Origin of the sequence: Edaphocola aurantiacus (assembly GCF_019797745.1) — a bacterium.
Taxonomy (GTDB): domain Bacteria; phylum Bacteroidota; class Bacteroidia; order Chitinophagales; family Chitinophagaceae; genus Edaphocola; species Edaphocola aurantiacus.
The window spans coordinates 389,996-405,467 of sequence record NZ_VOSI01000004.1 but is presented as its reverse complement, the minus strand read 5'-3'; the positions used below and the strand labels follow the sequence as shown (position 1 = coordinate 405,467).

The window sequence follows — 15,472 nt, the reverse complement described above, 5'->3', positions numbered from 1 at the left end:
CAAAAATTTAGTTATGTATATCCCCGTTACGCTTATCTGAACGGATAATCAGACGTATGGTAGGATCATTTGTAATAAAGCTCCACATCCAGCTGAAGAATAGTTTTACCTTATTGCGGAAACCGGCAATAGGCATAATGTGTATCAGCAACCAGGCCATCCAGGCGATAAAACCTTTCATAAAGCTCTTCGGCAGATCTACTACCGCTTTGAATTTAGAAATGATAGCCATACTTCCCTTATCCTTATAGGCAAAGGCTTTCAGGGCATTACCCTGTTGCAGGTTCACAAAATTCTTAGCCAGTAATTGTCCCTGCTGTATGGCCGGTTGGGCCAGCTGCGGAAGTCCGTTCGGGAATGCGGCATTATTGGTCTGATAACAGATATCGCCAATAGCGAATATATTATCCATTCCCTGCACGCGGTTGTATTCATCAACTAGTATCCTCCTGCCACGTCCGACACTCCCGGCCGGCAAGCCCGGTGCTTCTTTGGCAATAACACCCGAAACCCAGATCAGGCTGTAGGTTTCAATCGTCTCTCCATTAGCCAGGTATACATGATCGTCTTTATAATCCTGTACGGCTACCGAAAGCTTGATCTCTACACCCAGGCGGGTGAGCTGGTCGTATGCTTCCTGCTGCGATTTCTGGGTCATAGGCCCCAGTAGATTCGGACCGGCATCGATCAGTACAATGCGGGTATGGATACCGTTCAGCTCGGGATAATCTTTTTCTTTGACATGACCTTCCATTTCGGCCAGCATTCCGGCTACTTCTACACCGGTAGGTCCACCTCCGGCGATCACGATGGTCATGAGTTTACGGCGCTCTTCAGGATCGGTAGTACGACAGGCACATTCCAGATGAAGCAGTAGTGTATTGCGTATTTTCAGGGCATCATTGATATTTTTCAGCGGCATGGCTTTTTCCTGCACGCGTTCCATACCAAAGAAGTTGGTCTCTGTACCCATAGCCAGTACGAGGTAATCGTAAGTCAGGTTACCATTATCTGTTTCTATATACTTTTCGGCAGCATGTATCTGTTTCAGATTACCATTGAAAAAACGGATATTATCTTTTTCCTGGAACATCCTGCGGAAAGGATAACTAATATTGGAAGGTTCGATAAAGGCTGTGGCAACCTGGTAGATAAGGGGTGGAAAGAAGTTATAGTTATTTGTATCGACAAGAACGGCTTCTATACCGGATTTACCGGCAAGAGATTTGGCCAGGTTCATACCGGCAAAACCACCACCAACAATGACTATTCTCATAATCTGAGTTTATTAGATGAATGCAAACAGGAAAATCCCAATGCTCTACTATACCCAGGCTTAAATTAAAACAACACTCGGACAGAGGGTCTGTAAAGGACGGGAAAACTCCCTGATAAAATCATGTAAAGTTAAGAAAATCAGTACGCACAACCCCCTTTTTATATCCATATTTATGTTAAATCTCTTCCTGAAAAACGCCCGCCGGAACGAGACCGGTAGGGCGTATAACAGATGAGAAAATCATTATCTGAATGCGAAGCGGATGGGTATGGTCATCTTTACATTCACGGCAGTTCCCTTTTGTTTGCCGGCTTTCCAGCGGGGTGCATTTTCCAGTACCCTTACCGCCTCTTCACTGCAACCACCGCCTATACCTCTGGCAACCTTAACCCGGGAAATACTGCCGTCTTTAGCCACCACAAAATTTACGTATACCGTACCTTCTATTTCATCTACACGTGCTGCCTGTGGGTATCGAAGGTTATCGGCCAGGTATTTTTTCCAGGCCTGCATACCACCGGGAAACTCTGGCATTTCATCGGCCATATCCCTTACCTTATCCTCCATCACTACCGGTCCTGTGGCCACAGCAGTATCTTTCGGGTCGCCCTTACGACTGAGCAGGTCACCGGCCGGCCCATCAGACAGGCTATTGTCCATAGCAATGGCGGTACCATTGGCCAACCCGGGATTATCGACCGGTCCGGCCAGCGCATCTTTATCGGGCATTTGTGTAATCGGTTTATCTGCTGCCTGATTTTTTACGATAACGGGGACTGCAAAATCAGCCGTCTTTGCAGTGCGCCCGGTGTGACCAATAGGCTTTCCGATTTCCTTTTCAGGTAAGTCAAATTCATTAATTTGAACAACAGTCGTATCTGTTACTACAGGAGATTTACCCGTAATGGTTAATTCCGCATCGTCCGTTTTGTCTTTTGCGGCTAATAGCGCCAGCAGGCCTACTATAGTCATAGCCATCAATCCGGCTTTGATCATACGGCGGTTATAATTGTTACGCAGCTCATAAGCACCATATTGTTTGTTGCGATGAGCAAAGAGGATATCCAGGTATCCGGTGGCGGGAGGGATGTGCGTATTCATAAGATCGTATTTACTTAATAAACACAATCCTGATTTTTTTCCATAAAATTTTCTATTTTGCTACTGCACTCTAATACTCCTTTTATGCCACAAACCAAACTTACCATAGCAGCAGCACCTTACGGATTTGCTACAACAGATGACCAGGGAATCGTTACCCGTATGGACATTCGCCCGGAACTGGGCGGCAACAACAGTGGCAGCAGCCCCATGATGTTATTGCTGAATGCCCTGGCAGGCTGTGCCAGTATTGATGTACTGATGATCCTGAATAAAATGAAAATATCTGTCGAGGATTATGTCGTAACTGTAGATGGAGAAAGGGAAAAAGATAAGGAGCCTGCTTTATGGCAGACGATCCATATGCGCTTTACAATGAAGGGAGATCCGGCGATTGAGCCTTCTGTAAAACGCGCCATTGATCTGTCTCTTGACAAATATTGTTCGGTAGCCTTTACTTTAAGAGCAGGCGGAGCTACGATCACCTACGATCTGCATATCTCAGCAGACTAATTGCTGCAGTAGTTTTTCTGCTGCAGCCTCTACATCCTGGGCATAGCCCGGGTGTATGGAAGAGCATTGTACAATAGTGCTGCGCGTAGCGCTCAGCCAGCGGAAACGCTCGGCCTTACCCAGGCGGGCAATAGGCGAACGACAGGCTTTATCGCCGGAAGTAATGCGCTCAAATCCTTTAAGATGCGCTGCAATGAGGTCCAGGTCTATATGTGCATGCAATGCCTGTAACCGTACCCCATCCAGGTAGGTTTTGCAGATCAGCAGATTTTTCTGTTTACAATACAGCAGTATGCCTGCATTCATGAATTCTTCCCGTTCTACACGTGGAACAATACGGATTACGGCATACTCATATAAGAGCCAATCTTGCATCCAGCGCTTGTTTTACAAATTTATCACTGTGCAGCACGCGCTGCGTTAAAAAGTTGAGGTATCCTTCTTTGATCTCTTCCAGGCTGAGTTCCGGTTCTGATAACTGCAGCCATTCTTCCGGAATGGCATTAATGATTGCACGCAGCAGTTCCGGTGTAATTGTTTGTACACCTTCAGCCGCCACCGCTTCCAGTCCGGTAGCTTTAGGCAGCAATACATGCTCCTTGATCATCGCAAACGGGCTTTGCGCAAGATTTTCGCGGCTGTCCCAGTTATGGTGGAAGTATAATGCTGCTCCATGATCGATCAGCCAGATTTCTTTATTCCAGACCAGCATATTGGTATTGCGGGCCGTGCGGTCAATATTCATCAGTAAGGCATCGAGCCATACGATTTTAGAGGCTGTACGGGCATCCAGATCATGTACTTCGGGATCGAAGGTCAATGCACCACTGAGGAAGTGTACGCCCAGATTGAGGCCGGTACTGGCTTTGAGCAGGTCTTGTATCTCCTCATCCGGTTCGGTTCGGCCAAAGCCTTCTGCCAGGTGGGCAAATACCATTTCCGGCATATGCAGTCCTAATGCACGGGCCAGCTCTCCACCGATAAAGTCAGCGATCAGTGCTTTGAGTCCTTGCCCTGCCCCACGGAATTTCAATACATACAGGAATCCGTCATCGCCCTCTGCAATGGCGGGTAAAGAACCTCCCTCGCGCAGCGGACTGATGTAGCGGATAACGTTTATATGTCGAATGGGATTGATCATGATTTTATTTCTTGGTCAGCGTACGGAAGATTTCTTCCAGGCTACGCGATTCGGTCTGTAAAGACTCGATGATATAATCTTTTTCTACCGCCCATTGCATCAGCGATTTACGTAGCTGATCGGGTTGTGCGGTCTGTAAGGCCCAACGGTTACCCTCCAGCTGTTTCGCAGACTCCAGTTGCTGTAACTGCTGTAAAGCTGCTGCTGTAACCGGTTTATCAAACTGAACAATGAGTGTATTCTTGTTACTCTGGTGTGCCTGTATGGTACCGATAGCATCATCTGCAACGATCTTGCCGTCATTGATGATGATTACCCGGCTACACATGGCCTCTACTTCCTGCATGATATGCGTAGATAAGAGTACTGTTTTTTCCTGTCCGATCTGTACGATCAGGTCACGGATATCGGCCAGCTGATTAGGGTCCAGACCACTGGTCGGCTCATCCAGGATCAGTACATCTGGGTTATGGATCATTGCTTGTGCCAGTCCAACCCTTTGCTTATATCCTTTAGATAATTGTCCCAGCTTTTTATTGACTTCCTTGCCCAAGCCAGTCATATCGATCATGGCATCTACCCTGCTTTTCTTATTGCTGAGCTGGTGTACGCCTGCTGCAAAGTGCAGGTACTCGCGTACATACATATCATAATACAGGGGATTGCTCTCTGGCAGGTAGCCGACGTGACGACGCACTTCCTGCACATTTTTCACAATATCAAAACCGCAGACTGCAGCCGTCCCGGAGGTGGGCGGAACATAGGTCGTCAGCATCTTCATTGTAGTTGATTTTCCGGCGCCATTCGGCCCCAGGAATCCTACGATACTTCCCTTTCCTATTTCAAATGAGATATGATTGACAGCCACCTGTTCGCCATAATGGCGGGTCAGGTCTTTAACTATAATAGACAATGTCGGTAATATTTTAAATAATAATACTAAAGATGGATGGCTTAGCTGGCCAGCCCCAGTGCCTTAAAGGTATTGCCCTGGTTCAGGTCTCCGGTCTGGAATCCTTTCTTAAACCAGAACATGCGCTGATCGGAGGTACCGTGTGTAAAGGCATCGGGTACTACATAGCCCTGAGCCTCCTGCTGCAGCTTATCATCACCGATGGCATTAGCTGCTTTCAGTGCAGCTTCCAGATCGCCCGGCTCCAGGATATTGCGCATACGTTGTGCATGGTAAGCCCATACACCGGCATAGAAATCGGCCTGCAACTCCAGTGCTACAGAGTAGCGGTTGTATTCGGCTTCGCTCACACGACCTCTTAACTGCTGTACCTTTTCGGAGGTGCCCATCAGGTTCTGAATATGATGTCCGACTTCATGCGCAATTACATAAGCTACTGCAAAGTTGCCGGGTGCATTAAATTTTGTTCTTAACTCATCACAGAAACTCAGGTCAATATAGACCTTAGTATCAGCAGGACAATAAAATGGTCCCATCGCTTGTTGTCCTTGTCCACAGGCAGTTTGTGTAGCACCGGTAAACATGCGTAATTTAGGTGCCTGGTAACTTGCCCCTGCTTGTCTGAAGATCTCGCTCCAGACATCTTCTGTACTGGCCAGTACGACTTTGATCATCTGTGCAGTGGAATCATCTGCCGGATTGGCCGTCGTCGTCTGTTCATACGAAGAGCTCTGACTATTATTCTGCATCACATCACTGAAGATGTTGGTCGGGCTTTTGCCCATCAGCAATCCGATCACTACGATAAGGATGGTACCGATACCACCACCGATCGCAATGCGGCCACCGCCGCTCATCCCGCGTTGATCTTCTACATTATCGCTTTCGCGTTCTCCTCTCCAGCGCATAAGTTTAGTGTTTTAAAGTTTTTACAGAGGTATAAAGAAAGTCTAAGTTAGAAAGTAAAAATTAAAAATAAAAGTAAATAAACAGGCCAGCTATTTTCAGCTGTGTTTATTTACTGCATTTTACCTTCTGTTCCGTACTTATTCGTCAATATCGTATTCTTTGATCTTACGGTATAAAGTCCTTTCCGAGATGCCCAGTTCATGAGCCGCATCCTTACGCTTGCCTTTATGCTTCTGCAGTGCTTTGGTAATCAGCTCTCTTTCTTTATCGATCAGAGAGAGCGACTCCTCTACCTCTTCATGATGATCCAGGCTGTCGGGACCGCTGAGGATCACCGGTGATCCGGAATTCTGAGGATAGTTTACATAGTTATTAGGCTCCGGGGTAACGATAGGTCCTGCATTCTGGCTGCTGTAATTCGGCATGGAGAATCCATCTCCGGACATTGGTGCATTATTTACTTTGGTCATGCTACTCGTCATGCCACCACCGCTATTCTGCTGCTGTAACAGTTCAAACAATAATTGTTTGATATCGTTAGAGTCTTTTTTCAGGTCGAAGAAGAGCTTATACAAGATCTCCCGCTCTGTGGTTCCCGCGCTTTCAGAAGCCGTAAAAGACTTCATGGGTGCAGACTCTGCAGGAGCGGCCAGCATGGGCATATTGCTGCCCTGTGCAGCCTTTGGCAGGAAATTGTTCAGCCTGTCTGCCGTTACTAATTTATCGGTAGAGAGTACAGAGATCTGCTCTGCCATATTTTTCAGCTCACGCACATTGCCCGGCCATGGGTAGGACATCAGTGTGTGGCGTGCTTCATCATCTAACTGTATCGGAGTGGTTTTATAGCGCTCTGCAAAATCGATCACAAATTTGCGGAACAGCAGGTATACATCCTCTCTGCGCTCCCGTAATGCCGGAACGCGGATCGGAACAGTATTAAGACGATAATACAGATCCTCCCGGAACTTACCTTCCTGTGTCAGCTTCAGCAAATCTTTATTCGTTGCCGCAACTACACGTACATCTGCTTTCAGTACTTTGGAGGAACCTACGCGGATAAACTCGCCGGTCTCCAGCATACGCAGCAGGCGCGCCTGTGTACCCAGGGGCATCTCCCCGATCTCATCCAGGAAAATGGTACCACCGTTTACGGATTCAAAATAACCCTTACGCTGATCGCTGGCAGAGGTGAACGAACCTTTTTCGTGTCCGAACAGTTCTGAGTCAATCGTGCCTTCCGGGATCGCACCGCAGTTGACCGCAATAAAGGGATTATGCTTGCGGGAAGACAGGTTATGTATGATCTGCGAAAATATCTCTTTACCTACACCACTCTCTCCCATAATGAGTACGCTCAGATCGGTGTTGGCTACCTGAGCCGCTACCTGCAGTGCATAGTTCAATGTGGGATCATTACCTATAATGCCAAATCTATTCTTAATCGATTGTAAATCCATAATGGGTTAGTTTAGGATACTATACAGCAACAATTTCACCAATCAGTGTGCCGCTGGTCGCATCGGTAACTTTGACAGTTGCATAATCGCCTTTTTGTAAATTATAGTCTCCCTTAGGGAATACGATCACACGGCTCTGGCTGTTGCGCCCGGACCAATGCTCTTCGCTACGTTTACTGGTATTCTCGATCAGCACCTCGTATGTTTTACCGATATCGCGTTTAAAGATTGCTGCACTCATTTTACGTTGCAGGGCAATAACTTCATCCAGGCGACGGCTCTTCACCTCATCCGGCACGTCATCTGCATAACGGCGTGCGGCCAGTGTACCTGGTCTTTCGGAATAGATATACATATAAGACAGGTCGTAATTGCTGTATGCCATTACTTCCAGAGTCTCCTGGTGATCTTCTTCTGTTTCGGTACAGAAGCCGCAGATGATATCACAGGTGATTGCACAATCCGGGATGATCTCACGGATGCGATCTACTTTTTTCAGGTACCACTCTTTGGTATAGGTACGGTTCATCAGCTGCAATACGCGCGTAGAACCACTCTGCACCGGCAGGTGGATATTGTTACAGATATTGTCATACTTCTTCATAGTAAACAATACCTCATCCGTAATATCTTTAGGATGCGAGGTACTGAAACGTACCCGCAGTTTAGGCGATACCAGTGCCACCAGCTCGAGCAGGCGGGCAAAGTTAACGACCTCAGAACCATCATCATTGGTATGGTAATAGCTGTCCACATTCTGTCCCAGCAGGGTTACTTCTTTATACCCTCTGTCTACCAGGTCCTGCACTTCGCGCAGGATAGATTGCGGATCACGGCTGCGCTCGCGGCCACGGGTAAATGGCACTACACAGAAAGTACACATATTGTTACAGCCACGCATAATGCTCACAAATGAACTTACGCCATTGCTATCCAGACGGATCGGTGCAATATCGGCATAGGTTTCTTCACGGCTCAACAGTACGTTTACTCCTTTCTGACCTGTTTCCGCTTCTGCGATCAGGTTAGGCAGGGTACGATAAGCATCCGGTCCGATTACCAGGTCTACCAGTTTTTCTTCTTCCAGCAGCTTAGCTTTCAGGCGCTCGGCCATACAGCCCAGCACGCCCACCAGCATATCCGGACGGTTCTTTTTTAATCCTTTGAAATGGACCAGGCGGTTACGTACCGTCTGCTCTGCTTTCTCGCGGATAGAACAGGTATTAACCAGCACCAGGTTAGCATCTTCTATGATTTTTGTTGCTCCGAACCCGTGTTCGTTCAGGATAGAGGCAACGATTTCACTATCATTAAAATTCATGGCGCATCCATAACTTTCGATATAGAAATGCTTCTCAAACTTCTTTTCAGCTTCCAGCTGTCCCCCGTAAGCCTCGCCCTGGCGAGCCTCATCCATTGTCTTATTATGCGTTTCTAACATTGTTCAAAAATATAAGCTACAAAATTACACAATCCAGACAATTAACTGACAAAATAGCAGCAAAAATTTAGGTTAAGATGTAAGATAGAAGATTCATCTTAAGCATATCATGTTTTCAGCTTGTAAATAGCAATAATCTATTAAACAATATTACTACAGGTCATGACGGCAGATAACCAACTTATGGCTACGCGAAAACTGGTTAAGTAGTAAAACAAGGTCTATTATCATATAAAAATCCCTTGCTGTACAGCAAGGGATTTTTAAAACATTTTTCGCGTTCCGCCTATTTCAGCTTACATCAGAACATAGCATAGTTTCGCGTTTAACGCATAAAAAAAACAGGCCCGCAAAGCGAGCCTGTTTTCAAAATATATTGTGCAAGAATTACTCTGCTACTACGTCGAAAGTTAATTCAACCAGGTGATCTTTACCAAAGTCGATTTGTGCTTTGTAAGAACCAGCTTCTTTAATTTCGTCTAAGATAGAAATACGACGACGGTCGATTTCATATTGCTTTTGCTCACGGATAGCACGTGCCAGTTGGATAGAGGTAACAGATCCGAAGATTTTACCATTTTCACCGATCTTAGCAGTCAGTTTTACCGGAGTTTCCAGAGCAGCTTTAACGCTCGCAATGTTAGCCAGTAATTTTTCTTCTTTTTTAGCAAGTTGCTTTTGACGCTCTTCCTGGATTTTCAGGTTAGATGCAGAAGCTTCAATAGCGTATTTCTGAGGAATCAGGAAGTTACGAGCGTATCCCGGACGAACGTCAACGATTTCGTGCGCACCACCTAAATTATCTACTTCTTTTATTAAGATTACTTTCATTGTTTAAAATTTTTATTACTTTAATAAGTCAGTAACATAAGGCAGAATTGCCATTTGGCGTGCTTTTTTAATTGCATGGCCTAATTTACGTTGGTATTTCAGGGAAGTACCGGTGATACGACGAGGTAACATTTTACCTTGCTCGTTTAAGAATTTTTTCAAAAATTCAGCATCTTTATAATCAATATATTTGATACCTAATTTTTTGAAACGGCAGTATTTTTTTTGACGGTTCTCGATACGAGTACTGCTCAAGTATTTAATATCGTTATTTCTAGCCATTTTAATAAAATTGTGGTTGAATGAAAATTAGTTTACGAATAATGTAACGGGCCCGGATTAAGCTTTGTTACGTTTACGAGTGTTATACTCTACAGCGAATTTATCCAGGTGAGTCAGCATGTAACGCATTACAGTCTCGTCACGGTTCAATTGAACTTCAATTTTAGCGTTAACGTCTGTTGGTGCAGTGTACTCAACTACTGTGTATAAACCTGTAGTTTTCTTTTGGATAGGGTAAGCTAAAGAACGCAGACCCCATGGGTTTTCGTGAACCATTTCACCACCATTTTCTGAAATGATAGAAGTGAACTTTTTCTGAGCAGCTTTGAAATCTTCCTCGGATAAGATCGGAGTGAAGATGATCATCAACTCATAGTTCTGAATGTTTGATGTTGCCATAAAAAATGTTTTTTAATAAGATTAACCGATTATGCCTAAGGGCTGCAAATGGACATCTTTTAGTACGTCTAAAAGGTGGCCCTTATTTTTTCGGACTGCAAAGGTATTTATTTATTTCTAAATTGACAAATTTTAATTGCTACTTTCCCGCTCCAGCGGCTTGACCTGCACTACTCCAGCAAAGAGATAATCTCTCTGGGTCTGCAGATCACGGCAGAGATAGCGTGTGCGACGTTTGTGCAGCAGCTGGTATACCCTGCCCTCTTTGGTTACAAATTGTGCATTGGCAGGCAATTGTTCTACCCAGACCAGGCCATCGGTGCCCGGCTCGTCGTATAGCGAAAGGGCTTTGTATAAGGAAGGATCGGCACAGGATGAGGCTTTGAGCCCCTGCAACGATGCTTTGATCGCCTGCTCCAGTGCTGCCGGAAAGATACCCTGCCCCAGGTAGCCGGATAAAATATTGCGGAAAATATCCTGCCACTCTTTACCATGCGGAGCTATGCGGTTATGGTAGCGCACGAAGGCTTCCAGGTGGGCCAGCTCATGCAATAAGGTGATCAGGAATGAATACGGATTAAGGTTACCATTAACGGTAACCCGGTGGAAAGGGGCTGTTTTTACCGGCTGACGGTAATTGCCCAGTACGGTCTTGCGCTCACGGGTGATGATCAGTTTTATGGTATATTGCTGAAACCAGGGCTTTACCTTATCTAAAGTGCCCTGTGGCAGATACCGGCCAAACGCATCAAAACTCAACTTCTCTGCACTCATCAGGACTTTATCTTAGGCTTTTTTCTTCCCTTTCTGTGATAATACCGCAGACTCGAGAATAGAATAAATCACGTACATACCCAGGAACATGAATACTGTTGGCTTGATACCAGCCTTACCATGCACATATGCGTAACCGATGAATAATACCACACAAAGGAAAAAACGCATCATCGTGCTGCCCATTTTGGCGCGGATGAAGGCATTGGGATTATCATTCTTCAATGCACCGGTTACCATAAAATAGGTTACGGCAGAAAGGATGGCCAATACACCATTACCAATCAGTAAGGCATTGAAGTCGTAACTGCCCGGTTGAGAGGCATCAAAGGCATATACCATTCCGCATAAAGCCAGGAATACCCCGATAATGGCCAATAAATATTTGTTCATGAATCTTTATTTTAAAACCTGGTAAACAATTAATGCGCAAATGTACGCCAAGCCGGACATATATGCGAACTGAATCAGGGGCCATTTCCAACTTTTTGTCTCCCGCTTCACAATAGCGAGGGTACTCATACACTGCATGGCAAATACATAGAAGACCAGCAGCGAGCTGCCTGCAGCCAGTGTATATACCGGACTACCGTCGCGGTGACGGGCCTGTGCCATTTTTTGTTTTAAGGTAGACGCCTCTCCATCGGCATCACCCACACTGTATAAGGTAGCAATAGTACCTACATAGGCCTCACGTGCAGCAAAGGATGTGATCAGCGCAATACCGATCTTCCAGTCATAACCCAGGGGCTCGATTACCGGCTCTATGGCTTTACCCATGATACCGGCATAAGAGTGCTCCAGTTTCTCATGTGACTCTTCTATCTTCTGATCCTCTGTAAGTTCCCCACCCTGTGCAGTCCTGAACGCTTCATAACGGGCTTCTACCGGTGCCATTCGTTTTGAAGGACCATATGAGGCCAATGCCCAGAGCACTACGGAGATCACCATAATCACCTTACCGGCATCTTTTACAAAGATCATTGCTTTCTCTGCCATAGTCTGTAAAGCATTACGCCAACGCGGTGCACGATACAGCGGCAGCTCCATCAGAAACATACTTCCGTTGCTGGTTTTCAGCAGTATACTTAACACCTTGGATACTACCAGGGCCATCACAAAGCCTAAAAGATATAAGCCCATCATGACCAGTCCCTGTAAAGAAAGGAAGCCCAATATATTGGTTTTAGGGATCACCAGGCTGATGAGTATAGTATATACCGGCAGGCGGGCCGAACAGCTCATCAGCGGTGTAATCAGGATCGCGATCAGGCGCTCCTTCTTATTTTCAATGATGCGGGTGGCCATCACAGCAGGAATCGCACAGGCCAGTCCGCTGATCAGGGGCATAGCCGCACGGCCGTTCATACCTACCGAACGCATCAGGCGATCGGTCAGGAAACTGATACGGGCCATATAACCGCTGTCTTCCAGTATGGTAATGAGTCCGAAAAGAATGGCGATCTGAGGCACGAACACCACTACCCCACCAATACCGGCAATAAGGCCGTTGATGATCAGGTCGCTCCACCAGGCTTGGGGCAATACACCACTGAGCCAGCCGGTGAGCAATCCGAATCCGGAATCGATCCAGTCCATAGGATAGGAGGCCAGCCAGAAGATGCTCTGGAACAATAGTATGAGTACCAGCATCAGGATCAGGTTACCCCAGACTTTATGCAGTAATATTTTATCTAAACGTGCAGTGACAGACGTTTTATTTTCCGGACCATCGGTACGGGTTGCAGATTGCAGTACCTGGTCTATAGTCGCATAGCGGTCCAGTACCTCTGCTGCCTGTACTTTAGCTTTGGAGAACTGATATTCTTTTTTGGCCTGCTCAATAGACTCCAGTTGTGTGCCGGTCAGGAAGCTCAGCCGCTCCGATGCACAGGCAATATGTAATGCCGCATAATCATTATCGATCTGCGTGATCTGACGGATCTGCTCCAGGAAACCCGGCTGCAGCGAGGGGAAGGCGATAAAGGGTTCTTTCAGTACCCCTACACCGCTCTTTGCATGTACGATCGCTTCTTTCAGCGGGCGAACACCCTTACCTTCTCTGGGATTGACATTCAGTACCGGAATGCCCAGCATGCGGGAAAGAATGTTTTCATCGACAGAAAGTCCTTTCTTCCCGGCTATATCCATCATGGTCAGCGCCAGGATAACAGGCTTTTTCAGGTCCATGATCTGCGAACAGAACAGTAAATTACGTTTGAGATTGGTGGCATCGGCCACTACAACAATAACATCAGGAACATCTTCTCCTGAAGGATTAATGAGGGTTTCATAGGCCACATACTCATCAGCGCTTTTAGGATAAAGGCTGTAGGTACCCGGCAGATCGATCACCTTTGCTTTATTACCATCCGGTAACTGCGTATAGCCGATCTTCTTATCTACCGTTACGCCAGGGAAATTGCCCACCTTTTGGTTCAATCCAGTCAATACATTAAACATTGATGTCTTACCACTATTGGGGTTTCCTGCAAGCGCTATATTCATGTCCTATCTCATTAAAAATTGGATGCAAATATACGACCAGATTTTCTAGCGAGGGGACCTGGCAGGCCTTTGTCATTAAGATCTGACAATCGATAACCTGCTAAAAATCTGTGAAAATCACGGTTTTGCATATAATTTCATTAACTTGTATAGTTATAATCCCTTCTTTTAATTGCCTTATGGAACAGTTGTTCAGACGCTTCCGGGAACTTCCGGAGCAGGAAAATTCCGACGCATTAGCTTCAATAAATATTCGAAAACCACAACATTTTAACTGGGTACAGGAAGTCTTTGAACAGATCAATATCAAAGATCAGCCCGATGCCACTGCCCTGCTCTGGACCAATGGTCTTGAAACGCAACGATACTCGTTCCGAGAAATGGGTATCGCCTGTAACCAGCTGCTGAACCTGCTTCGGGATAAAGGGTTGCAACAAGGCGATGTGATCCTGACCCAGCTCTCGCTGCAGACCATTAACTGGCAGGCGATCCTGAGCACGATTAAAGGGGGCTTCCGGATGATACCCGCTGCGACCATACTGGGTACACAGGATATTGTATACCGCTTTCAGAAGCTGATGCCCAAAGCTGTTATCGCAGACCAGGAGAATGCTGCCAAGATCGAAGAGGCAGAGGCTCAATTAGGCATACAGATTCCGGTAAAGATCATTGCCGACGGCATTCGCAGTGGCTGGATCAATACAGATGAGATAGATGACTACCCGGAAACGGCAGTTGCGGCTGATACCAAAGCCGACGATCCTTTGTTCCTGTTTTTCACCTCCGGCACTACCGGAATGCCTAAAGTGGTGGCCCATACTCAGTTCAGCTACCCTGCAGGTCACCTGACCACAGCCAGCTGGATCGGCCTGCGTGCAGGAGATATCCATTATAATATTTCACAGCCGGGCTGGGCCAAATTTACCTGGAGCAGCTTTTTCGCCCCCTGGAGTGTGGGGGCTACCATATTTGCCTATCATAGCATGGAGCGGTTTAACAGCAGCAGGCAGCTGGAACTGATCGCCCGACACGGAATCACTACATTTTGTGCACCGCCGACGGTATTACGCATGCTCATTACAGAAGATCTGGAAGCCTATACATTTCAGTTCAGGAGCTGTGTAGCCGCGGGCGAACCTTTAAACCCCGAAGTGATCGAAGCCTGGAAAAAAGGCACGGGCATACTGATCCGTGATGGCTACGGACAAACGGAAAGTACCTGTATGGTTGCTAATATGCCGGGCGCAAAGGTTAAGTTCGGATCTATGGGTAAGCCTACTTTCCTGTATGATATTATTATTGCTGATGAGGAGGGCAATGAACTTCCGGTCAGCGAAGAGGGTAATATTTGTGTGCGTACCGGAACAGATACGCCTAACGGCATCTTCCTCGAGTACCTGGACGAACCGGAAAAGATGAACACAGTATTCAAACACGGTTTGTATTATACCGGGGACAAAGCGTACAAAGATGAGGAAGGCTATCTTTGGTTTGTGGGCAGGGACGATGATGTAATCAAATCTTCGGATTATCGTGTGGGGCCGTTTGAGGTTGAAAGTGTATTGCTGGAACATACTGCGGTGCTGGAATCGGCTGTGGTCGGCAGCCCGCACCCGGTGAAGGGTTTTGAGGTAAAAGCATTTATCATCCTCAATGCAGGTCAGGAACCCTCTGCAGCTCTGGCCGAGGAGTTGTTTGCTTACTGCCGCAAACAATTAGCCCCGTACAAAATGCCGAGAGTCCTGGAGTTTGTACGCGAACTGCCGAAAACGATCAGTGGAAAAATACGCCGTATAGAATTGCGTGCCCTGGAAGCGGAACGCAAGGCTAAAGCCATTGTGCCGGATATGGAATATCGTGCTACCTAATAAGCATTACGATTGTGCTCATTATATCTGCATAAGTCACAAACCCAGAAAGAGAA

At 46.4% G+C, this 15,472-nt stretch carries 16 protein-coding genes; 2 read left to right on the top strand and 14 right to left on the bottom strand.

Features of this window, described 5'->3' with window-relative positions; genetic code table 11:
- Window positions 1-7 precede the first annotated feature (7 nt).
- Entirely contained in the window at window positions 8-1,276 is a 1,269-nt protein-coding gene (locus FTD44_RS13765) for an NAD(P)/FAD-dependent oxidoreductase (RefSeq protein ID WP_222166980.1), read from the bottom strand.
- Window positions 1,277-1,522: 246 nt separating this feature from the next.
- Window positions 1,523-2,380, bottom strand: coding sequence for an energy transducer TonB (locus tag FTD44_RS13760; protein ID WP_222166979.1), 858 nt, complete (start codon window positions 2,378-2,380; stop codon window positions 1,523-1,525).
- An 84-nt stretch (window positions 2,381-2,464) separates the two neighbouring features.
- On the opposite strand from FTD44_RS13760, the gene FTD44_RS13755 reads away from it, so the two are divergent.
- Entirely contained in the window at window positions 2,465-2,893 is a 429-nt protein-coding gene (locus tag FTD44_RS13755) for an OsmC family protein (protein ID WP_222166978.1), read from the top strand.
- Here the strand turns inward: FTD44_RS13755 and FTD44_RS13750 are convergent.
- From FTD44_RS13750 to feoB, 12 genes are all read right to left on the bottom strand, one after another.
- On the bottom strand, window positions 2,882-3,268 hold the full coding sequence (locus FTD44_RS13750) for a DUF3037 domain-containing protein (protein WP_129019644.1): 387 nt from the start codon (window positions 3,266-3,268) through the stop codon (window positions 2,882-2,884). The genes FTD44_RS13755 and FTD44_RS13750 overlap by 12 nt on opposite strands.
- Entirely contained in the window at window positions 3,246-4,034 is a 789-nt protein-coding gene (locus FTD44_RS13745) for a HipA family kinase (protein ID WP_222166977.1), read from the bottom strand. Before FTD44_RS13745 ends, FTD44_RS13750 begins: the two co-directional genes overlap by 23 nt.
- Window positions 4,035-4,038: 4 nt before the next feature.
- Entirely contained in the window at window positions 4,039-4,947 is a 909-nt protein-coding gene (gene gldA / locus FTD44_RS13740; RefSeq protein WP_222166976.1) for a gliding motility-associated ABC transporter ATP-binding subunit GldA, read from the bottom strand.
- 41 nt (window positions 4,948-4,988) lie between these two features.
- A complete protein-coding gene (gene ypfJ, locus FTD44_RS13735) occupies window positions 4,989-5,855 on the bottom strand; it encodes a KPN_02809 family neutral zinc metallopeptidase (RefSeq protein WP_222166975.1) in 867 nt (288 codons plus the stop codon).
- A gap of 138 nt (window positions 5,856-5,993) precedes the next feature.
- On the bottom strand, window positions 5,994-7,313 hold the full coding sequence (locus FTD44_RS13730; RefSeq protein WP_222166974.1) for a sigma-54 interaction domain-containing protein: 1,320 nt from the start codon (window positions 7,311-7,313) through the stop codon (window positions 5,994-5,996).
- 19 nt (window positions 7,314-7,332) lie between these two features.
- Window positions 7,333-8,754, bottom strand: a complete 1,422-nt coding sequence (gene miaB, locus FTD44_RS13725) for a tRNA (N6-isopentenyl adenosine(37)-C2)-methylthiotransferase MiaB (protein WP_222166973.1) — start codon at window positions 8,752-8,754, stop codon at window positions 7,333-7,335.
- Window positions 8,755-9,141: 387 nt separating this feature from the next.
- Window positions 9,142-9,585: a 50S ribosomal protein L9 gene (rplI, locus tag FTD44_RS13720; protein WP_222166972.1), complete on the bottom strand. Its 444-nt coding sequence runs from the start codon at window positions 9,583-9,585 to the stop codon at window positions 9,142-9,144.
- A 15-nt stretch (window positions 9,586-9,600) separates the two neighbouring features.
- Window positions 9,601-9,867, bottom strand: a complete 267-nt coding sequence (gene rpsR, locus FTD44_RS13715; protein WP_124635268.1) for a 30S ribosomal protein S18 — start codon at window positions 9,865-9,867, stop codon at window positions 9,601-9,603.
- 57 nt (window positions 9,868-9,924) lie between these two features.
- Window positions 9,925-10,266 carry a 30S ribosomal protein S6 gene (gene rpsF, locus FTD44_RS13710; RefSeq protein WP_237559440.1) on the bottom strand — a complete coding sequence of 114 codons (342 nt, stop codon included), beginning with the start codon at window positions 10,264-10,266 and terminating at the stop codon, window positions 9,925-9,927.
- 132 nt (window positions 10,267-10,398) lie between these two features.
- Window positions 10,399-11,040 carry a SprT-like domain-containing protein gene (locus FTD44_RS13705; protein WP_222166971.1) on the bottom strand — a complete coding sequence of 214 codons (642 nt, stop codon included), beginning with the start codon at window positions 11,038-11,040 and terminating at the stop codon, window positions 10,399-10,401.
- 12 nt (window positions 11,041-11,052) lie between these two features.
- Window positions 11,053-11,433, bottom strand: a complete 381-nt coding sequence (locus FTD44_RS13700; RefSeq protein WP_222166970.1) for a hypothetical protein — start codon at window positions 11,431-11,433, stop codon at window positions 11,053-11,055.
- 6 nt (window positions 11,434-11,439) lie between these two features.
- Complete coding sequence (gene feoB / locus FTD44_RS13695) at window positions 11,440-13,548, bottom strand: ferrous iron transport protein B (RefSeq protein ID WP_222166969.1); 2,109 nt, start codon at window positions 13,546-13,548, stop codon at window positions 11,440-11,442.
- Window positions 13,549-13,727: 179 nt separating this feature from the next.
- On the opposite strand from feoB, the gene FTD44_RS13690 reads away from it, so the two are divergent.
- On the top strand, window positions 13,728-15,416 hold the full coding sequence (locus FTD44_RS13690) for an acyl--CoA ligase (protein WP_222166968.1): 1,689 nt from the start codon (window positions 13,728-13,730) through the stop codon (window positions 15,414-15,416).
- Window positions 15,417-15,472: the final 56 nt, after the last annotated feature.